The organism is Nonomuraea sp. NPDC049684, assembly GCF_044465345.1.
Taxonomy (GTDB): domain Bacteria; phylum Actinomycetota; class Actinomycetes; order Streptosporangiales; family Streptosporangiaceae; genus Nonomuraea.
This window is the reverse complement of record NZ_JBITLO010000009.1, coordinates 221,590-240,676: the sequence shown is the minus strand read 5'-3', so window position 1 is coordinate 240,676 and position 19,087 is coordinate 221,590. Positions and strand designations below refer to the sequence as shown.

Sequence of the window (19,087 nt, the reverse complement as noted above, 5' to 3'; positions counted from 1 at the left end):
GTTCTCCTAGGTGAGGAAGTTCTTGAGCTCGAAGACGAGCTTGCGGACGTGGCCGGAGAGCACGGGGGTGCCCAGGTCCTTGAGTTTCTGGCGGTACCACGGGTCGACGCTCTGGTGGCCGGAGCTGTTGACCGAGCCGACGGGGATGAACTTGACCCCCGAGCGGTGGATCGACCCGAAGTCGTTGATCAGCGAGCGGTTGTCGTAGAAGTCGGAGATCCACACCATCACGGTGTTGCGCGGATCGGCGATCTTCGGCCTGGCCAGGGCCATCGCGGCCGTGCCGTCGGTGCCACCGCCGAGCGTCGTGCGCAGCAGCACCTCGAACGGGTCGTGCACCCAGGGCGTCAGGTCGAGCGCGCGGGTGTCGTACGCGACGAGGTGCACGTCGACCTTGGGCAGGCCGGCGAAGATCGAGGCCAGGATGGTGCAGTTGACCATCGCGTCGACCATCGAGCCCGACTGGTCGACGACCACGATGAGCCGGGCCGGCGTGGTGCGGCGGGCCGTCTGCCGGTAGTAGAGCCGGTCGACGTAGAGCCGCTGGTCTTCGGGGCTCCAGTTGGTGAGGTTCTTCCAGATCGTGCGCTCGATGTCGAGGTTGCGGAAGACCCGCTTCGGCGGCACCGACCGGTCGATGACGCCCACGCTGGTCTTCTCCACCTGCGTGCGCAGCACCTCCGCGACCTCGTCGACGAACCTGCGGATGAGCGCCTTGGCGTTGGCCAGGGCGACGCCGGACAGGTTGGACTTGTCGCGCAGCAGTTGCTCGATGAGCGACATGCTGGGCGTGAGCTGCCGGGCCAGGGCCGGGTCGGCCAGCACCTCGCGCAGCCGCATGCGCTTGACCAGGCCGCCCTCGATCATGGCGAGCACGGCGGCCAGCTCTTCGTTGCCCGGCCCGTTGCGCAGGCCGCCGGGCTCGCAGCCCATGCCCTTCTCGAACCAGGCGGCGTCCTGCTTCCAGCGGGCCAGGTCGCCCGCCGTGACGTCGCCCGTGCCGGTGGAGAAGACGTTGAGCAGCAGCTTGGAGACCAGCGCGGCGCGGCGCACCTCGCCGCCCTCCGCGTGCTCCTTGTCGGCCATCAGGTCCTGGAGCTCGGCGCCCAGCTCGGGGAAGCGCTGGACGAGCGTGTCCACCGAGACGCCGGGGTCGAGCAGCGCGGGCGGCAGCTCCAGGTCGCCGACGATGCCCATGCTGGCCGTCTCCAGCGCGGGCTGCTCGTCGGCCGAGAACAGCCGCGACATGAGCCGCCAGTACAGCACTTGGCGCCGGGTCTCGTCGGCGCTCGTGGTCGAGTCGGTCATTTCCGCAGCAGCCGTCCTGCCCGTTCGCGCAGCACGGCGACGACGTCGCCGGCCTTGGCCTCGGCCTTGACGACCTTGGGGTCGGTCGGGCCGTTCGCCCAGTCGCCGTTGTGAACGGTGACCGGCTTCTTCTTGACCGTGGCCTGGACGGCGAGCGGCTGCAGCAGCCACCGGCCGCCGTCGCGGCGCACCAGCCCGACGCACGCCGAGGACGCGGCCACCAGCTCCGGCGTGAGCGGGCAGCTCGCCGGGAGCCGGTCGAGGTCGAGGGCGAGCTTGTTGCCGCCCAGGTCGAGGGTGTGCCCGTCGACCGTGTACCCCTCGACCAGCACCGGCTCGGCGATGCGCACGGGGTGGCGGTCGAGCGGCGGCGTGGCCGGGGCCAGCGCGCCCGCGAGCAGCACCCGCGCGGTGGTGAACGGGTCGGCCTCGGCGCCGGTGCGGGCGCGGTCGTCGTGCCAGAGCAGGTCGCCGCCGGGCAGCAGCGGCATGCCGTCGATCTCCACGGACCGGTGGCCGGCCAGCGCGCCCATGAGCACGGGCCGCCCGCCGAACAGCCGCCACACCGACGGCCCCACGATGGTGTCGACCTTGGCCGCCGCGACACTGGTGCGCACCAGCCGCGTCCGGCCCCCGGCCTCCTCCAGGACGCCGTGCACCTGCACCCGGACGACCGTGGCGTGCTCGTGCACGTCGGCGCCGAGGATCAGCAGCCGCCCCGACACCGGCTCGGGCACGCCGTGCCACGGCCCGGACTGGGCGAGCAGCAGCCCGCGCGTCCACAGGTCGGCCCACCGCCGCAGCGGCAGCCGGTCCATCGTCGCCACCGGGGACGCGGCCCGCAGCTCGGTCGCCAGCCCGTCGAGCAGCACGGCGAGCCCGCGCAGCTCGGGCACCCCGAGCAGCGCCTCGATCGCCTGGTCGGCGGCGGAGACGAGGTCGTCGTCGACGCCCCGCCAGCCGGTGATCGCCAGCTCCCGCAACCAGACCCGGCACCCGGCCAGCAGGTTCTCCGGCACGCCGCCCACGGACGCCGCCCCTGTTGTGGCGTCCGTGGCGGCGTCCGTGGCGGCGGCCGGCGGCCAGGATGCGCGGCTGCGGCCCAGCGCCTGGTCGAGGCGGGCGAGCAGGGCGTCGTGCACCGCCCCGAACAGCGCGGCCCGCCCGCCGGCCAGCGCCGCCAGGTGCTCGTCGGCGACCGACCCCGCGGTCACCTTCTCCACCGCCTCGCCCAGCCGGTCGCCGAGCGGGGAGCCCGCGAGCGCGCCGGCCAGCGCGGCCAGCGCCGCGGCGGGCTCCTCGGCGACCCTGGCGAACCCGTGCCCGAGCGCGCCGTCGAACCCCGTGGCGAGCGCGAGCGCCTCCTCGACCCCGGCCGGCCCGTCGCCGGCCAGCTCCCCGAGCTGTACGTCGAGCATCAGCCCACCTCTCCCGTCTGCGGCCCCATCGCCGGGAACCAGTGGAGCTCGGCCAGCGGCTCGGTGCTGTCGGGCACCTCCAGGTAGGCCAGGTGGCGCAGGAACCGGCTGAACACCACGGCCGCCGGGGTGCGCTGGGGGGTGCCGTTCAGCACGCTCATCAGGTGGCCGCCCTCGGGCACCTCGACGCGCAGGTAGCGGGCCACCCGGTCGAGGCCGTACTGGAGCACGGCCTCGTCGGCCAGCATGCGGATGTGTTTGCACGCGTAGCCGTGCAGCGCGCCGCACGGGCGGTTGTTGTTGGTGCTGCAGCTCAGGTCGTGGGTGCCGGCGGCGATCGAGGAGACGTAGACCCGCTCGATGTCGGACCCGCTCGACACGACCCCCTGCAACCTGCCGTCAGCCAGCTCGACGAAGGGCACCTTCGCCAGCTTGCGCGGCTGGACCGGCGGCACCACCCGCACGACGCTGCGCTGCTCCCACGCGGTTTCGTCCGCGTCCAAGGTCTCGACCTCCAGTCTGACGGCATGCTCGCGCCGACAGCCAACTCCGAATGGGCTTGATCAACAGACCCGGAAATCTACCGGAGGCCACCGACAGACCGGACGTGAACGATCATTCACATGGAGGCCGGGCACGCCGCGGGCCGTGCGCGGGCCCGAACCCCGCGCACGGCCCGCGCCGCTCAGGAGGTGGCGGCCGCCCAGGTCGGGTGGTCGCCGGGGCCGAGCTCCACGAAGCCGGGCAGCTCGCGCAGCGCCAGCTCGGCCCCGCCCGGCGTGTACGTCGCGATGATCCGCAGCGGCCGCCAGCCGGTGTTGAAGGTGGAGTGCAGCGTGCCCTTCGGGATGTAGATCGCCTCACCGGCCCGGACCGGGAACTCCGGGTCGTCGCCGACGGTCTGCCGCCCCTCGCCCTCGATGACGTAGAGGACCTCGTCGGAGTCGGGGTGCAGGTGGCGTTCGTGGCCCTTGTTCGGGTTGATGACGACCTCGCCGAACGTGGAGGACGCGCCCGGCACGGCGTCGGGCGTCACGTGCCATTTGATGGCCCCCCAGTCGAAGATCATCGTGGGCAGGGCGTCCGGTCGTCGGTGCATGGCGGGTTCCTCCCGGTCAGAGCTGCTTGAAGGCGCGGACCTGTTCGGCGATGGCCCGCTCGGCGGGCAGGCGTTCCATCGAGGACGCGCCGAAGAACCCGGCGACGCCGACCGTGCGCTGCTGGATGTGACGCACGTCGTCGGGCTCGGCGATGGGACCGCCGTGGCACAGCACGATGACGTCGGGGTTGACGGCGACGGCGGCGTCGCGCATCTCCTGGATGCGCACGGCCGCCTCGTCGAGGCCGATCGCGGTGACGGCGCCGATGCTGCCCTTGGTGGTCAGGCCCATGTGCGGGACGAGGACGTCGGCGCCCGCCCGCGCCATGGCGGTGGCCTGCTCGGGGGTGAACACGTAGGGGGCGGTGAGCAGGTCGCGCTCGGCGGCCAGCCTGATCATCTCCACCTCCAGGTCGAAGCCCATGCCGGTCTCCTCCAGGTTCGCCCGGAAGACACCGTCGATCAGGCCGACCGTCGGGAAGTTCTGGACGCCGGTGAAGCCCATGTCCTTCAGCTCGTCGAGGAAGCGCGGCATCAGCCGGAACGGGTCGGTCCCGCACACCCCGGCCAGCACCGGCGTGTCCTTGACGACCGGCAGGACCTCCCCCGCCATCTCCACGACGATCGCGTTGGCGTCGCCGTAGGGCATCAGGCCGGCGAGCGAGCCGCGGCCGGCCATCCGGAACCGCCCGGAGTTGTAGATGATGAGCAGGTCGACCCCGCCCGCCTCGGCGGACTTGGCCGACAGCCCGGTGCCCGCGCCGCCGCCGATGATCAGCCGGCCCGCCTCCCGCTCGGCGCGCAGCCTCCGTAGTGCCTCGTCGCGACGCATCAAGCCCCCTTCTCGATCAGCCGGTGCAGCCGGTCGGCGGCCGCCACGGCGAACTGCGCGTTGTTGATGTCCTGGTCGCTCTGCACGACCTCGACGGCGCTGCCCGCGACGGCCGCGAGCACGGCGTCGAAGCAGGCCGCGTCGGCCGCCGGGTCGTGGAACGGGCCGCCCTCGACGTCGACGGCCGAGACGCCGCCGCGCGGCACGAACAGCGTGACCGGCCCCGACGCGCGGGCCAGCCGCTCGCCGATCGCCCGCCCGATCTCGGCGTTCTCGGCGGGGGTGGTGCGCATGAGCGTCACCGTCGGGTTGTGCACCAGGAGCTGCCGTGACCTGAACCGGTCCGGCACGGTCTCCATCGGGCCGAAGTTGACCATGTCGACGGCCCCCAGGCTGACGACCTGCGGGATGCCGGCCCGCCCGGCGGCGGTCAGGCGGTCGGGGCCCGCCGACAACACGCCGCCGACGAGCTCGTCGGCCAGTTCGGTGGTGGTCAGGTCGAGCACCCCGGCGAAGTGGCCGCCGGCCGCCAGCGCCTCCATGGCCCGGCCGCCCGAGCCGGTGGCGTGGAAGACCAGCACCTCGTAGCCCAGGGACTCCAGCCGGGCCCGCGCGGCGTCGACGGCGGGCGTGGTGACGCCGAACATCGTGGCCGCGACCAGCGGTTTGTCCTCACCGGACGGCTCGGCGCCGGCGTCGTGGGAGGCGGCCATCGCGCTGACGGCGGCGGCGGCGTTGGTCAGGATGCGGCGGGAGACGGAGTTGACGCCCGCGACGTCGACGACGCTGTACATGAGCGTCACGTCGGTCTCCCCGACGTAGGCCGACACGTCGCCGCTGACCATGGTCGAGACGAGCAGCTTGGGCAGGCCGACGGGCAGCGCCCGCATGACGGCGGCGGCGATGGAGGAGCCGCCGCTGCCGCCGAGCGCGAGCACGCCGCTCAGCTCGCCGCGGGCGTGCAGGTCCTGGGCCAGGGCGGTGGCCCCGGCGGCCATCGCGGCGAGCGCGGCGCCGCGGTCGCCGGCGCTCCTGAGCCGGTCGAGGGTGGTGCCCGCGGCCCGCGCCACGGCCTCGGCGGGGACGTCGGCGGCCAGCGCCGGGGCGCCCATGACGCCGGTGTCCATGAGGACGACGCCCTGGCCGGCCCGGATGATCAGGTCGCGGACGAGGGCGTACTCCTCCCCCTTGGTGTCGAGGGTGCCCAGCAGCAAGACCGCCATGTCAGACCTCCTACGATCGGCCTTCCGACCTTACCCCGGCGATCTCCGCGCGGCGGATCCCGAGGACGTCCACGCCGTGTTCGGACGGCGGGCGGGAGCCGAAGATGCGGCGTTCATCCTCGGTGATGGCGACGTCGTTGATGCTGGCCTCCCGGCGGCGCATCAGCCCCGACGCGTCGAACTCCCACTGCTCGTTGCCGTAGCTGCGCCACCACTGGCCGGCGGCGTCGCGGGACTCGTACTGGAAGCGGACGGCGATGCGGTCGCCGGTGAACGCCCACAGCTCCTTGCGCAGGGCGTAGTCCAGCTCGCGGGCCCACTTGCGGCGCAGGAACTCCGCGATCCCGGCGCGGCCGGTGACGAACTCGCCGCGGTTGCGCCACACCGAGTCCTCGGTGTACGCGAGCGCGACGCGTTCGGGGTCGCGGGTGTTCCAGGCGTCCTCGGCGGCCTGGACCTTGATCCGGGCGGTCTCCTCGGTGAACGGCGGCACGGGCGGGCGGGTCATGGGCAGTCCTCTCCGGTCGAGAGAACGGTCGTTCTCCCGGGTTGTGCGCTAGCGTAGAGAACGACCGTTCTCCGCGGCAAGCACTTGGAGGGGTGTCATGGATCACGAGCAGCGGCTGCTGGACGCCGCGGGCGACCTGTTCTACCGCCGCGGCGTGCAGGCGGTCGGCATGGACGAGATCCGGGCCGCCTCCGGCCTCTCGCTGAAGCGCCTCTACCAGTGCTTCCCGTCGAAGGAGGCGCTGGTCGTGGCCTATCTGCGGCGGCGCGACGAACGCTGGATGGCCTCGCTCACCGCGTACGTGGCCGACGCCGGCGACCCCGTCCCGGCGGTCTTCGCCTGGCTGGAACGCTGGTTCGCCGAGGACGACTTCCGCGGCTGCGGGTTCGCCAACGCCTTCGCCGAGCTGGGCGCCGGTTCGGCCGCCGTCCGCACGGCGGTGCGCGAGCACAAGGAGCGCCTGCGCGCCTACCTGCGCTCGCTCGCCGAGGAGGCGGGAGCCGGGGACCCCGGCCTGCTCGCCGAGCAGTTGCTCACCCTGATCGACGGCGCCACGGTGACCGCGATGATCTCCGAGGAGCCGGGCGCGGCCCGCTCGGCCGGGCAGGCCGCGGCGGCCCTGGTCCAGCGGCAGCGGCGGCCCTGAACGCGAAAGAGCGCACTCCCCTCGGGGAATGCGCTCTTTCGCAAGGGTGGATCAGGCGGCGTACGACGGGTAGCCGTAGCCGACGACCTGGGAGGTCGGGCGGACGCGCTGCTCGACCTTGCCGTTGCCGGTGTTGCCCTCGATCGTGGAGATCGTGCCGTCGCCGTTGTCCTTGACGACGAAGCCGACGTGCTGGATGTCGCTCAGGCTCTTGCTGCCGCTCCAGGAGAAGAAGACGACGGCTCCGGGCTTGGCCTCGGTGCCCCAGCGGTGGTTGGCGGCGAACCACTTGGCGTGGGTCACGGTGTAGGCGTCCCAGCCGACCTGCGGGCGGGCGCCGGTCTGCTCGCCGACCCAGGAGACGAACATCGAGCACCAGGGGGCGTTCAGGTACATGGCGCGGTTGCCGCCGTCACGCGCGGCGGTCTCGGCGGCGCGCTGGGAGTCGGCGTACCACTTCTGGAACTTGGTGCCGCCGCCGTTGGCGTCCTCGGACGTGCCGACCTGGGCGCGGGCCGTGGCCAGCACCTGGGCGGCGGTGACGTTGACCTTGCCCTTGGCGCTCTCGTCGGCGGCGCGGTTCTGCGCGACGTGCGGCTGCGCGGCCACGCCGGCGACCTTGGCGGTCTGGGCGGCGGTGTGGGCGGTGGCGTGGGTGGTGTCGGCGTTCACTGCCGCGTGCGTGCCGAGCACGCCGGCGACGGCGGTCGCGCCGAGAGCGATCTTGGCGAGGTCGAGCTTGAAGGCACGGTGAAGACGGTGCTTGGCCATGAGGGTGTTACTCCTTGAGCTTCCGTGCCGCTTGCCGGGTTAGCTGACGGGTTCGGGCGGGAAGCTGCCCTACGGCACCACGGTGCCGATTCACCCCATTGGACACATGGGTCCCCGGTTCCGCGCACAGGCGGATTCAGCGGTCTCTTGGTCAGGCAAAGGGCTGACGCATCGTCTTCCCGGGCCCGGGAAAGGGCCTGAAGGTATTTGCGCGACGCCCGGATGCGGGGATTGCCCGCATCGATTCTGTACAACACGGGTCCCGCTAGGGTAATTCCCTGGCAATGCCATCCCTACCTGGGACGACTCCCCGTTCGGCTGTGTACAACCAAGCTACCCGGCGAGTAATTCCCAGGCAAATGGCGGCAATGAATTCGACGCTGCGTCGGAGAAACGCTACGCAGCGAATCGGTTCACGCCACGTGCGCCTTTATCGCCACGCTGGTGAGGGCCAGCAACAATTCCAGATCCGGCTCGGCGTCGACCTGCACGGCGACCCAGGCGCGGTCGCGGCAGGCGTGAACCTGGTCGCAGGCCCGCAGATACGGCTCCAGGCGGCCGATGGCGGGGGCGGTGAGCCGCAGGTGGACCTCGTCCCGGCCGGCCAGGCGCAGGATCTCGGTTCCGTGTACGGCGAAGGCGACCTGTTGACCGGTGCCGCTGACGTTCAGCGACGGCCAGGACCGTAACTCCGCGACCGCGCGGGCCACGTAGGGCCCGCGTCGCGTGGGCGTCCGCCGCCAGGCGGAGATTCCTGCCACGCTCCCATGCTGAGCCACGGCTCAGCCCGCCGTCAGCCCCCGTTCCCGAACCGTTATCCCCTCGTGAACGGCCGTGTCCGCGGTCTGACCGGCACGATTACGGACGCCTGACCGATACGTATTGACGCTCCCCCAGGCAGAGGCTACCGTCGATTCACAACTTAAAGGAAACTTTCCTAATAGTTTCCCCAGAAGTCTCCCATCCCACTCCCCACACACCCCCCAACGGATGTCGGAGCGACATGAAACACACCATTCTGAGCAAGGTCCTGGCGGGAATGGCGGCGTTGGCCCTGCCCCTCACCGCGGCCGTGGCCGCCCCACCGCTGGCCTCCGCCAGCTCGGTGGCGTACGCGGCGGCCTGGGCCCCGTGGACCGCCTACACGGCGGGCACGGTCGTCACCTACAACGGCGTCGACTACGTCTGCCTCCAGGCGCACACCTCCCAGCCCGGCTGGGAGCCGCCGAACGTGGCGGCGCTGTGGAAGGTCTCCGGCGGCGGCGGCAGCGACACGACCGCGCCGTCCGTGCCGGGCAACCTGCGCTCGACCGGCGTCACGAACACGAGCGTGGCCCTGGCCTGGGACGCCTCCACCGACAACGTGGCGGTGACCGGCTACGAGGTCTACCGCGGCGGCACGCTGGTCACGACCGTCACGGGCACCACGTACAACGACACGGGCCTCACCGCGAGCACGGCGTACAGCTACACCGTGCGCGCGCGCGACGCGGCCGGCAACCGCTCGGCCAACAGCAACCAGATCTCGGCGACGACCACCGGCGGCGGTGGCGGCGACGACACGACCCCGCCGTCGGTGCCCGGCAACCTGCGCTCGACCGGCGTCAGCAACAGCAGCGTCTCGCTGGCCTGGAACGCCTCCACCGACAACGTGGCCGTGACCGGCTACGAGGTCTACCGCGGCGGCACGCTGGTCACGACCGTCACGGGCACCACGTACAACGACAGCGGCCTCAGCGCCAACACCTCCTACAGCTACACCGTGCGCGCGCGTGACGCGGCCGGCAACCGCTCGGCCGACAGCAACCAGATCACCGCGACCACCACGGGCGGCGGCGGTGGCGGCGGCAACAAGGTGCTGGGCTACTTCGTCCAGTGGGGCATCTACCAGCGCGGCTACCACGTCAAGAACATCGACACCAGCGGCTCGGCGGCCAAGCTGACCCACATCAACTACGCGTTCGGCAACGTGCAGAACGGGCAGTGCACGATCGGCGACAGCTACGCCGACTACGACCGCTTCTACCAGGCGGGCGAGAGCGTCGACGGCGTCGCCGACACCTGGGACAACGGCGCTCTGCGCGGCAACTTCAACCAGCTGCGCAAGCTGAAGAAGAAGTACCCCAACCTGAAGGTGCTCTTCTCCTTCGGCGGCTGGACCTGGTCCGGCGGCTTCGGCCAGGCGGCGCAGAACCCGACGGCCTTCGCCGACTCCTGCTACAAGCTGGTGGAGGACCCCCGCTGGGCCGACGTCTTCGACGGCATCGACATCGACTGGGAGTACCCGAACGCCTGCGGCCTGACCTGTGACACCAGCGGCGCGGCGGCGTTCAAGAACGTGATGTCGGCGCTGCGCTCCCGCTTCGGCGCGAACAACCTGGTCACCGCGGCCATCACCGCCGACGGCAACAACGGCGGCAAGATCGACGCGGCCGACTACGGCGGCGCCGCCCAGTACGTCGACTGGTACAACGTCATGACGTACGACTTCTTCGGCGGCTGGGACGCGCAGGGCCCGACCGCCCCGCACTCCCCGCTCACCACCTGGGACAAGATCCCGGTCCCCGGCTTCTACACCGACAACGCCATCCAGAAGCTGAAGAGCAAGGGCGTCCCGGCCGCCAAGCTGCTGCTCGGCATCGGCTTCTACGGCCGCGGCTGGACCGGCGTGACCCAGGCCGCGCCCGGCGGCACCGCGACCGGCCCGGCGCCCGGCACGTACGAGCAGGGCATCGAGGACTACAAGGTCATCAAGACCCGCTGCCCGTCCACCGGCACGGTCGCGGGCACGGCCTACGCCTACTGCGGCAACCAGTGGTGGAGCTACGACACGCCGAGCACCATCGGCGGCAAGATGAGCTACTCGAAGAACCAGGGCCTCGGCGGCGCGTTCTTCTGGGAGCTCAGCGGTGACACCACCAACGCCGAACTCCTCACGGCCATGAAGAACGGCCTCGGATAAGTTCGCACGTCAAGGGCCGGTCCCGGGTTTCGGGGCCGGCCCTTCGCCGTGCCCGGCGCGCCGCAGGACGGAACGCGGACGCCTTGGGAGAAGCTGGTCACCGGGGGGTGAACGACGATTCTCTGGGGTGGCGGGCACAGGCGGCCCTTCTTCACGACACCGGTGTTCGTGGTCGGCCTGATCGGGATCACGGCGCTGGTGGTCGGGCTGGACAGGTTCACCGGCGGGGGCGCGGAGCTCGTGCCGGTGCTGATCTTCCTGCCCGCGATCGTGTCGGCGCTGGGCTCGGTGTGGCAGACGGCGGTCGCGTCGGTGTGGGTGCTGGCGGTGGTGTCGGCCTCGGTCGCCTATCTGGGCGGCAACCTGCGGACGAACCTGGAGGTATCCGGCTTCACCGCGGCGTTCGGGCTGATGAGCGTGGTCGGCGCGAGCTACCGGATCCAGCGCGAGGAGGAGGTGCGCCGGTTGCGCTCGGCCGCCGCGGCGTTGCAGCGGCAGCTCGTCAGGCCGCTGCCGCTGCGCTCCCTCGACGTGGTCGTGGACGGCCTCTACCAGCCCATCGAGGAGGACACGATGGTGGGCGGCGACATGTACGAGGTGGCGCCGTCGCCGTACGGGACCCGGGTGATGATCGCCGACGTGCAGGGCAAGGGGCTGCCCGCGATCGGCGCCGCGCTGGCCGTGCTGGGCGCCTTCCGGGAGGCGGCCTACCGCGAGATCTCCCTCATGGGCGTGGCCGACGCCCTGGAGGACGCCGTGATCAGGCACAACAGGTTCGCCGCGCACACCGGCGAGCCCGAGCGGTTCGTCACCGCGCTGCTGCTGGACATCGGCCCCGAGCTGGAGGTGGACGCGGTCAACTGCGGGCACATCGCGCCGTACCTGATCCACGGCGGGAACGCCGGGCAGCTCTGGCTCGGCGAGCCGGAGGTGCCGCTCGGCCTGGCCGGGCTGGCGGGCGAGCCGCGCCACGGCGCGCGCTTCGCCTTCCCGCGGGGGGCCTCGCTGCTGCTGTGCACCGACGGCGTGACCGAGGCCCGCGCCCGCGACGGCTCCTTCTACCCGCTGGAGCAGCGGCTGCGCTCCTGGGCCCGTGACCCGCCCGCCAGGACCGTCGAGGCCCTGGCCGCCGACCTGAACGCCTTCACGCACGGCGCCCCGCGCGACGACATCGCGGTGCTCATCCTGCGCCGGACCGGATCGTGACCGGCCGGGCGACCGGACGGCAACTATTAAGAAAGTTTCCTAACAGAAAGCATTGACGGCCCTGTTCGCCAGGCTTACCTTCCGATCAACCCCCCAGTCATGCCCCCTCGGAGGTGGCCTTGAAGCCCACACGCCTACGCGCGGCCCTGGCCGCGTGCGGCACCTCACTGGTCCTCATCGCAGGAGCCCTGGCCGGTACGGCCACCGCCGCGGCCGACAACGCCGCCTGCCGCCCGGACGGCCTCTACCAGACCCCCGGCGTGGACGTCCCCTACTGCCTGGCCTACGACGAGGACGGCCGCGAGAAGATGGGGGCCGACCACCCCCGCCGCATCATCGGCTACTTCACCAGCTGGCGCACCGGCAAGAACGGCCAGCCCGCCTACCTGGCCGGCGACATCCCGTGGGGCAAGGTCACCCACATCAACTACGCCTTCGCCCACGTCGACGGCAGCAACAAGATCGCCGTGGACGCCAACGCCACCGCGACCGAGTGGCCCGGCGTCCCCGGCGCCGAGATGGACCCGGCCTACGCCTACAAAGGCCATTTCAACCTGCTGAACAAGTACAAGAAGCAGTACCCCGGCACCAAGACGCTGGTGTCGGTCGGCGGCTGGGCCGAGACCGGCGGCTACCTCGACGCCGGCGGCGCCCGCGTGCCCTCCGGCGGCTTCTACTCGATGACCACCAACGCCGACGGCTCGGTCAACCAGGCCGGCATCGGCACGTTCGCCGACTCGGTCGTGGCGTTCGTGCGCGCGTACGGGTTCAACGGCGTCGACATCGACTACGAGTACCCGACCTCGATGAAGGACGCGGGGAACCCGCTCGACTGGACCATCGCCAACGCCCGCAGGTCGAACCTGATGAAGGGCTACGCGGCCCTGATGAGGACGCTGCGCCAGAAGCTGGACACCGCGGCCGCCGCCGACGGCAGGTACTACATGCTGACCGTCGCCGCCCCCGCCTCCGGCTACCTGCTGCGCGGCATGGAGACCTTCCAGGTCACCCAGTACCTGGACTACGTCAACATCATGTCCTACGACCTGCACGGCGCCTGGAACGAGTTCGTCGGCCCCAACGCCGCCCTGTACGACGACGGCAAGGACGCCGAGCTGGCCAAGTGGGGCGTCTACACCGCCGCCCAGTACGGCGGGCTCGGCTACCTCAACACCGACTGGGCCTACCACTACTTCCGCGGCGCGATGCCGGCCGGCCGGATCAACATCGGCGTGCCGTACTACACGCGCGGCTGGAGGAACGTCAACGGCGGCGCGAACGGCCTGTGGGGCACCTCCAACGGCCCGAGCGGAAGCTGCCCACAGGGCCTGACCACCTGCGGCGACGGCGCCCGCGGCATCGACAACCTCTGGCACGACGAGGAGAACGGCAAGGAGGTCGGCGCCGGCTCCAACCCCATGTGGCACGCCATGAACCTGGCCAAGGGCATCGCCGGCTCCTACGGCCCCGCCTACGGCCTGGACCCGGCCAACGACCCCGAGGACCGGCTGACCGGCACCTACACCCGCAACTACAACGCCACCCTGACCGCCCCCTGGCTGTGGAACGCCGGCAAGAAGGTGTTCCTGTCCACCGAGGACGACCAGTCGCTCGGCGCCAAGGCCGACTACGTCAGGAACCAGGGCATCGGCGGCGTGATGATCTGGGAACTGGCCGGCGACTACGCCTGGGACGCGGCCAAGGGCGAGTACTTCATGGGCCAGACCCTGACCGGCCTGCTCTACGACAAGCTCAGGACCGCCGCCCCGTACGGCGCGGCCAAGGCCAAGGTGGCCGTCCCCGCCGAGAAGGTGGACGTCACGATCGAGGCCACCGGCTTCCCCGCCGGCGACAGCAACTACCCGATCAACCCCAAGCTCGTCATCACCAACAAGACGCAGACCACCATCCCGGGCGGCGCTGAGTTCCAGTGGGACTACGCGACCTCCGCCCCGAACAACGCCAAGGACCAGTCCGGCTTCGGCCTGCGGGTGATCAGCAGTGAGCACACCGGCAACAACGTCGGCGGGCTCAAGGGCGACTTCCACCGGGTGTCGGTGAAGCTGCCCACCTGGCAGACGCTCGCCCCCGGCGCGTCGGTGACCCTCGACTACGTGTACTACCTGCCCGTCCCCGGCCAGGCGAACTACACGCTGACCTTCGGCGGCCGGACGTACGGGCTGGTCCAGGACCTGGCGCGGGGCGGCGTCGCGCCCAGCCCGAGCCCGTCCGCGACCCCGACCGTCACCCCGACCGGCGGCGCCTGCACCGCGCCCGCCTGGAGCGCGACGGCCGTCTACAACGGCGGCCAGCGCGTCTCGCACAAGGCCCACACGTGGGAGGCCAAGTGGTGGACGCAGGGCCAGGAGCCCGGCACCACCGGCGAGTGGGGCGTGTGGAAGGACGTCGGCGCCTGTTGAGGCGGCGCCCCCGGCCGGCGGGCGGGACGGCACGCGTCCCGCCCGCCTCCGCCGGGCTCAGGTACGCAACCACCTGGAGCAGCCTCTTGCGACGTGACCGTGGGCTACGGAAGGATCGCCAGATCGAGCCCCACCGGTATCCGTAACCCCATGCGTATACCGAGGCCCGTCACCCCCCGCATGGACGACATGGAGAGGCTGTCGTGCAACCTCAGGAGAGCATCGAGCAGTTCGGCTACCGTCAGGAATTACGCCGCGGGGTCGGACTGACCGATCTCGTGTTCTACGGCCTGATCTTCATGGTGCCGATCGCGCCGTTCGCGATCTTCGGCCCGGTCTACAAGACCTCGGGCGGCATGCCCGTCATGGCGTACCTGGTGGGCATGGTCGCGATGTTGTTCACCGCGGCCTCCTACGCGCAGATGGTCAAGGCCTTCCCGCTGTCGGGGTCGGTCTACAACTACGCGGGCCGCGGCATCGCCCCGTCGGTCGGCTTCATGACCGGGTGGGCGATCCTGCTCGACTACCTGCTCGTGCCGAGCCTGCTCTACCTGGTCGCCTCGATCGCCATGAACAACAGCGTGCCAGGGGTGCCGGTCTGGGGGTGGCTGCTCATCTTCGTGGCCGTCAACACGGTGGTCAACCTGCGCGGCATCCGGATGACGATCACCCTCACCAAGGTGCTGATCACCTGTGAGCTGGTCGTGCTCGGCCTGTTCGTGCTGATCGGGATCTGGGCCCTGCTCCAGGGCCGGGGCCACGGGTTCAGCCTCACACCGCTGTTCAACCCCGACACCTTCTCCTGGCCGGTGATCTTCGCCGCGGTCTCCGTCGCGGTGCTGTCCTTCCTCGGCTTCGACGGCATCAGCATGCTCGTCGAGGAGTCCGCGGGCGGCTCGGCCCAGGTGGCCAGGGCCATGCGGCTGGCGCTGATCCTGGCCGGGCTGCTGTTCGTCGCCCAGGTCTGGGTGGCGGCGCTGGTGGTGCCCGACCCGGCCGGCCTGCTGCAGACCGGCTCGGAGACCGCCTTCTACGACGCCGCCGCCTCGGCGGGCGGCGAGTGGCTGCGGCACGTCACCTCGACGGCCACCGCCATCTCCTGGGGCTTCGCCGACACGCTGGTGGCCCAGGTCGCCGTCTCCCGCCTGCTGTACGCCATGGCCCGCGACCGGCAACTGCCCGCCTTCCTCGCCAAGGTGTCGATCAAGCACTCGGTCCCGGCCAACGCCATCCTGCTCGTCTCGGCCCTGTCCATCGCCATCGGCGTGTGGGCCTCGCAGCTCAAGGAGGGCGTCGGCCTGCTGAGCAGCCTGGTCAACATGGGCGGCCTGATCGCGTTCGTCGTGCTGCACGTGTCGGTGATCGTCCATTACCGGGTCAGGCAGCGCTCGTCGGACTTCTGGTCGCACCTGGTGATGCCGCTGATCGGCATGGCGATCCTGATCTTCGTGATCGTCAACGCCAACATCATGGCCCAGCGGGTGGGCCTGATCTGGCTCGCGGTCGGCGTCGTCGTCCTCGGCGTCCTGTACGCCCGCGGCCGTCGCCCGGTGCTGGACGGCGACGAGAAGGCCGGCCTGACCGGGATCCGGTCGCCGTGACGCGGCCGCCGCTCCACCACGAGCTGTTCCTCATCGGCCACGACCAGTCCGGCAAGCCCCTGGTGCACCAGCACTCGATGGCGCTCGGGCTGGCCGGGGCGGTGCTGCTCGACCTGGCGCTGAGCGGGCGCGTCACGGTCGGGCAGGGCCGGATCGCCGTCGTCGATCCCACCCCGGTCGGCGACGCGGTCGTGGACTCCCTCGTCCCGCTGATGGCCCGCGACCGGGCCGAGGGTGAGGCCAGGTTCTGGATCAAGAAGCTCGCCGAGGACGCCTACGACCGCACCCGGCAGAGCCTGGTCACCGCGGGCGTGCTGGTCATGGTGACCAGGCGGCGCATGGGCATGCTGCCGTACACGCGGTACCAGCTCGCCGACATCGCCTCGGTGGTGCGCGCCTCGGCCGGGGTGCGCTCGGCGGTGGAGGGCTGGAAGCAGCCCGACGGGCGCGGCGCGGCGCTGTGCGGGCTGGTGGGCGCGCTGCGGCTGGAGGCCGAGCTCTACCTCGACCAGCCCTCGGCCCGGCTCGTCGAACGCCTCCGGGAGATCGCGGGCGAGCACTCCCCCGTCGTCAGGGAGGTCGTGCAGCTCATCGACGACATGCTCGGCGAGGCCGCGATCGCGGTCTTCCGCTGACCACGGCCCCCTCCGAGAGCCGCGGGTGGTCAGCCGAACAGCTCGCGGATCTGGCCGACGACCTCCACGATCACCGACACCTCGGCCGCGCGGGCCGACAGCCGCTTGAGCGCGTCGAGGACGCGGGAGCGGTCGGGGTCGGCCTGCTCGATCTCCTGCCGCACGTCGGCGACGTCCCGGCGGGCCCGCGCGGGCTCGGTCACCTCGGCCTCGTGCTCGGCGAGCAGGCGTTCCAGCCGGTCGAGCAGCCGGGCCGCCTCGCCGGGGGCGGCGCCGCCCAGGTTGTTGACCGTCGCGCGGGAGTGCGGGCCCACCGCGATCGGGCCGCTCACCTCGCCGCCGCTGATGTGCACGCCGTACGAGCTCGGCGTCGGGGTTCCCTCGGTCGTCACGCGCCCTGCCCTCCCAGGTTGTTGACCGTCGCCGCGGCCTGGTGCCCGAAGGCGACCGGGCCGCTGACCGTGGCGCCGCCGCTGACCGACAGCGTGTTCATGGTCACGCTCGCCGCCTGCAACCGGTAGGCGCCCGTCTCCACGCCCTTGTCCTCCAGGAAGTCGAGGACCGCCTCGGTGAGCCGCTGCTCGATCATCCGCACGTACTTGGAGACGTCGAGCACCTGGATGTGGGTCTGCAGGTCGTCGCTCGCGCCCAGCTCCCGGACGCTGAATCGGGCGCCGTAGGGGTAGACGATGTGCTTGCGCGGGTCGGGCGCCAGCATGTTCTGCCGGACGGCCTGCACCCCCGTACGGACCAGCCGGGCGGGCGCGGCCAGCACGTCGCGCAGCAGCCGCAGCTTCAACGACCTGACCGCCTCCCAGGCGATGCGGCCGCCGGTCATCGTGGGCAGCCGGTCGACCACGTGGTAGGGGCCGTGGGCGGGCGGGAGCACGGTGACCACGAACTGGGTGTAGAGCATCCGGCCCTCGACGGCCAGGTAGATGAACGCGGAGGTCAGCGCCTCCTGGTCCTCGGCGGGCGCGACGAGCCGGCCGTTGCGGTCGCGGATCTCCTGCCCGGCGTTGTTGATCGTGACGCGCTGGTAGTAGCGCACGCCGCCCTGCGGATGGCGGACGACGGCCTCGATCTCCTCGGGCGTGGCGTGGGACCTGGGCAGGCCGTTCTTGCCGATCAGCGGATGGGACACCGGGACGCCGCCCTCGTGCCAGTCGGCCACGGTGAAGATCCCCCTGGTGACGACGTGGTCGCCGATGTCGAGCCGCTGGATGCCCTCGTTGGGACGCAGCACGCGGTCGCGCATGTCCTTCAGCCGCTCGCGGACGAAGGCGTGCAGCTCGACGGGGTCGATGTCGACCGGGTCGTCCTGGCGGCGCGGCGGGCCCTCGCGGCCGCGCACCCGGTCGAGCTCGACGGCGATCGACCAGCTCCTGGCGATGGACCCGGCGCCCATGAAGGCGTCCTCGTTGGCGTACATGGTGATGTTGCCCCACTGGGCGCTGCGCACGTAGTCGACGCGGTGGGCGGTGCGGGGGCCGGTCGCGCCGGTGACCGGCTCGGGCGCGCCCGGCCGCAGGGTGCCCGCCAGCGTCATGTACGTCGCGATCCGGTAGACCAGCGCCACCCCGAGCGTGGTGAAGGGCACCGCCATCGCCAGGGCCAGCGTGCCGAGCCCCTGGCTCAGGACGTCGGCGACGCCGTAGGAGGGGCCGTCGTCGTAGAAGGAGGAGCTGGACAGGCCCTGCAGCAGCAGCACGGACAGCGCGGTGGAGAACACCCCGGCCAGCAGGAGCAGGGCCATGTTCGCGGCCCAGAACCAGAGCACGCCCCGCAGCAGCAGCGAGCCGCGCCGGACCCGCCCCGAGGTGAGCAGCACCAGCGGGACGAGCATCGCCACCCACGCGATCGTGGTCACCGGCGAGATCACGAACCCGGCCAGGAAGAACACGGTGATGAGCGCGTCGCGGACGACGAGCATCGAGCGCGAGCGCCGGCAGTGGTGGATCACCGGGATGAGGTCGAAGCCGCCGTAGGACGGGGGGACCGCGCGGTAGGGGTCGAACATCAGCTCGCCCAGCACCCGGTCGCGGAACCCGCTGTCGAGGTAGGCGGCGGCACTGAGGTAGCGGGTGACGTTGCTCATGCGGGGCACGCCCGGGTGGGCCGTGGTGTCCCGCGTGGAGCCGGCGGCGCCGGAGCTGTCGACGGCCATGACCCTCCTTCGTCGGTGAACCCGGCCGAGCTTATGAGGGGCGAGTGCTTTGGGGGGCTCGTTGTTATCAAATAGTCTCGTTCACCGGAAGTGAAGGTCGGGACAAAAGCCCGATAAATTGAAATTCTTCCCTTTACGGAGCATTACGGGAGGGTGTATTGGTCCACCATTCAGGCGCCGGGAGGCGGTGCGGGCGATGCGGCAGCGACACCGGCGCCCTCACCCAGTGCCCCCGCTGCGGCGCCCACCTCCCCACCCCCACACCCCCCACCCCCACAGGCACCGGCACCC

The 19,087-nt window shown here is 71.4% G+C and carries 17 protein-coding genes and 1 riboswitch; of the genes, 6 read left to right on the top strand and 11 right to left on the bottom strand.

Annotation, left to right across the window (positions count from 1 at the left end):
- Positions 1 to 6: 6 nt before the first annotated feature.
- From ACIBST_RS27755 to ACIBST_RS27725, 7 genes are all read right to left on the bottom strand, one after another.
- Positions 7 to 1,308, bottom strand: coding sequence for a VWA domain-containing protein (locus tag ACIBST_RS27755; RefSeq protein WP_397175803.1), 1,302 nt, complete (start codon positions 1,306 to 1,308; stop codon positions 7 to 9).
- Positions 1,305 to 2,726, bottom strand: a complete 1,422-nt coding sequence (locus tag ACIBST_RS27750; protein ID WP_397175801.1) for a hypothetical protein — start codon at positions 2,724 to 2,726, stop codon at positions 1,305 to 1,307. Before ACIBST_RS27750 ends, ACIBST_RS27755 begins: the two co-directional genes overlap by 4 nt.
- Positions 2,726 to 3,229, bottom strand: a complete 504-nt coding sequence (locus ACIBST_RS27745; RefSeq protein ID WP_397175799.1) for a hypothetical protein — start codon at positions 3,227 to 3,229, stop codon at positions 2,726 to 2,728. Before ACIBST_RS27745 ends, ACIBST_RS27750 begins: the two co-directional genes overlap by 1 nt.
- A 182-nt stretch (positions 3,230 to 3,411) precedes the next feature.
- Positions 3,412 to 3,825 (bottom strand): cupin domain-containing protein, encoded by a 414-nt coding sequence (locus ACIBST_RS27740; protein ID WP_397175798.1) that lies wholly within the window; start codon positions 3,823 to 3,825, stop codon positions 3,412 to 3,414.
- A 16-nt stretch (positions 3,826 to 3,841) separates the two neighbouring features.
- Entirely contained in the window at positions 3,842 to 4,657 is an 816-nt protein-coding gene (locus tag ACIBST_RS27735; protein ID WP_397175796.1) for a phosphoenolpyruvate hydrolase family protein, read from the bottom strand.
- Positions 4,657 to 5,880: a Tm-1-like ATP-binding domain-containing protein gene (locus ACIBST_RS27730; RefSeq protein ID WP_397175795.1), complete on the bottom strand. Its 1,224-nt coding sequence runs from the start codon at positions 5,878 to 5,880 to the stop codon at positions 4,657 to 4,659. The genes ACIBST_RS27735 and ACIBST_RS27730 overlap by 1 nt, the downstream gene beginning before the upstream one ends.
- Before the next feature lie 10 nt (positions 5,881 to 5,890).
- A complete protein-coding gene (locus tag ACIBST_RS27725) occupies positions 5,891 to 6,394 on the bottom strand; it encodes a nuclear transport factor 2 family protein (RefSeq protein WP_397176065.1) in 504 nt (167 codons plus the stop codon).
- 91 nt (positions 6,395 to 6,485) lie between these two features.
- On the opposite strand from ACIBST_RS27725, the gene ACIBST_RS27720 reads away from it, so the two are divergent.
- A complete protein-coding gene (locus ACIBST_RS27720) occupies positions 6,486 to 7,034 on the top strand; it encodes a TetR/AcrR family transcriptional regulator (protein WP_397175793.1) in 549 nt (182 codons plus the stop codon).
- 51 nt (positions 7,035 to 7,085) lie between these two features.
- On the opposite strand, the gene ACIBST_RS27715 is transcribed toward ACIBST_RS27720, so the two are convergent.
- Positions 7,086 to 7,805 carry a CHAP domain-containing protein gene (locus ACIBST_RS27715; protein WP_397175791.1) on the bottom strand — a complete coding sequence of 240 codons (720 nt, stop codon included), beginning with the start codon at positions 7,803 to 7,805 and terminating at the stop codon, positions 7,086 to 7,088.
- 14 nt (positions 7,806 to 7,819) lie between these two features.
- Positions 7,820 to 7,957, bottom strand: a riboswitch (cyclic di-AMP (ydaO/yuaA leader).
- Positions 7,958 to 8,218: 261 nt separating this feature from the next.
- Positions 8,219 to 8,566: a luciferase family protein gene (locus tag ACIBST_RS27710; RefSeq protein WP_397175789.1), complete on the bottom strand. Its 348-nt coding sequence runs from the start codon at positions 8,564 to 8,566 to the stop codon at positions 8,219 to 8,221.
- A gap of 242 nt (positions 8,567 to 8,808) precedes the next feature.
- Here ACIBST_RS27710 and ACIBST_RS27705 point away from each other — a divergent pair, with 242 nt between their 5' ends.
- From ACIBST_RS27705 to ACIBST_RS27685, 5 genes are all read left to right on the top strand, one after another.
- Positions 8,809 to 10,767, top strand: a complete 1,959-nt coding sequence (locus ACIBST_RS27705) for a glycosyl hydrolase family 18 protein (RefSeq protein WP_397175787.1) — start codon at positions 8,809 to 8,811, stop codon at positions 10,765 to 10,767.
- A 162-nt stretch (positions 10,768 to 10,929) separates the two neighbouring features.
- Positions 10,930 to 11,973: a PP2C family protein-serine/threonine phosphatase gene (locus ACIBST_RS27700; protein WP_397175786.1), complete on the top strand. Its 1,044-nt coding sequence runs from the start codon at positions 10,930 to 10,932 to the stop codon at positions 11,971 to 11,973.
- Positions 11,974 to 12,092: 119 nt separating this feature from the next.
- Positions 12,093 to 14,393, top strand: a complete 2,301-nt coding sequence (locus ACIBST_RS27695) for a chitinase C-terminal domain-containing protein (RefSeq protein ID WP_397175784.1) — start codon at positions 12,093 to 12,095, stop codon at positions 14,391 to 14,393.
- 203 nt (positions 14,394 to 14,596) lie between these two features.
- Positions 14,597 to 15,994: an APC family permease gene (locus ACIBST_RS27690; protein WP_397175782.1), complete on the top strand. Its 1,398-nt coding sequence runs from the start codon at positions 14,597 to 14,599 to the stop codon at positions 15,992 to 15,994.
- A complete protein-coding gene (locus ACIBST_RS27685) occupies positions 15,991 to 16,629 on the top strand; it encodes a GPP34 family phosphoprotein (RefSeq protein WP_397175780.1) in 639 nt (212 codons plus the stop codon). Before ACIBST_RS27690 ends, ACIBST_RS27685 begins: the two co-directional genes overlap by 4 nt.
- A 29-nt stretch (positions 16,630 to 16,658) precedes the next feature.
- Here ACIBST_RS27685 and ACIBST_RS27680 read toward each other — a convergent pair whose 3' ends face one another.
- Both ACIBST_RS27680 and ACIBST_RS27675 read right to left on the bottom strand, forming a co-directional pair.
- Positions 16,659 to 17,021, bottom strand: a complete 363-nt coding sequence (locus ACIBST_RS27680) for a hypothetical protein (protein ID WP_397175778.1) — start codon at positions 17,019 to 17,021, stop codon at positions 16,659 to 16,661.
- Complete coding sequence (locus ACIBST_RS27675; RefSeq protein ID WP_397175776.1) at positions 17,018 to 18,796, bottom strand: hypothetical protein; 1,779 nt, start codon at positions 18,794 to 18,796, stop codon at positions 17,018 to 17,020. Before ACIBST_RS27675 ends, ACIBST_RS27680 begins: the two co-directional genes overlap by 4 nt.
- Positions 18,797 to 19,087: the final 291 nt, after the last annotated feature.

What these genes read in the sequence shown, in the direction of transcription:
- ACIBST_RS27755 (WP_397175803.1), bottom strand. Translation starts at nt 1,308, where the DNA reads ATGACCGACTCGACCACGAGCGCCGACGAGACCCGGCGCCAAGTGCTG.
- ACIBST_RS27750 (WP_397175801.1), bottom strand. Translation starts at nt 2,726, where the DNA reads ATGCTCGACGTACAGCTCGGGGAGCTGGCCGGCGACGGGCCGGCCGGG.
- ACIBST_RS27740 (WP_397175798.1), bottom strand. Translation starts at nt 3,825, where the DNA reads ATGCACCGACGACCGGACGCCCTGCCCACGATGATCTTCGACTGGGGG.
- ACIBST_RS27735 (WP_397175796.1), bottom strand. Translation starts at nt 4,657, where the DNA reads ATGCGTCGCGACGAGGCACTACGGAGGCTGCGCGCCGAGCGGGAGGCG.
- ACIBST_RS27730 (WP_397175795.1), bottom strand. Translation starts at nt 5,880, where the DNA reads ATGGCGGTCTTGCTGCTGGGCACCCTCGACACCAAGGGGGAGGAGTAC.
- ACIBST_RS27720 (WP_397175793.1), top strand. Translation starts at nt 6,486, where the DNA reads ATGGATCACGAGCAGCGGCTGCTGGACGCCGCGGGCGACCTGTTCTAC.
- ACIBST_RS27715 (WP_397175791.1), bottom strand. Translation starts at nt 7,805, where the DNA reads ATGGCCAAGCACCGTCTTCACCGTGCCTTCAAGCTCGACCTCGCCAAG.
- ACIBST_RS27705 (WP_397175787.1), top strand. Translation starts at nt 8,809, where the DNA reads ATGAAACACACCATTCTGAGCAAGGTCCTGGCGGGAATGGCGGCGTTG.
- ACIBST_RS27675 (WP_397175776.1), bottom strand. Translation starts at nt 18,796, where the DNA reads ATGGCCGTCGACAGCTCCGGCGCCGCCGGCTCCACGCGGGACACCACG.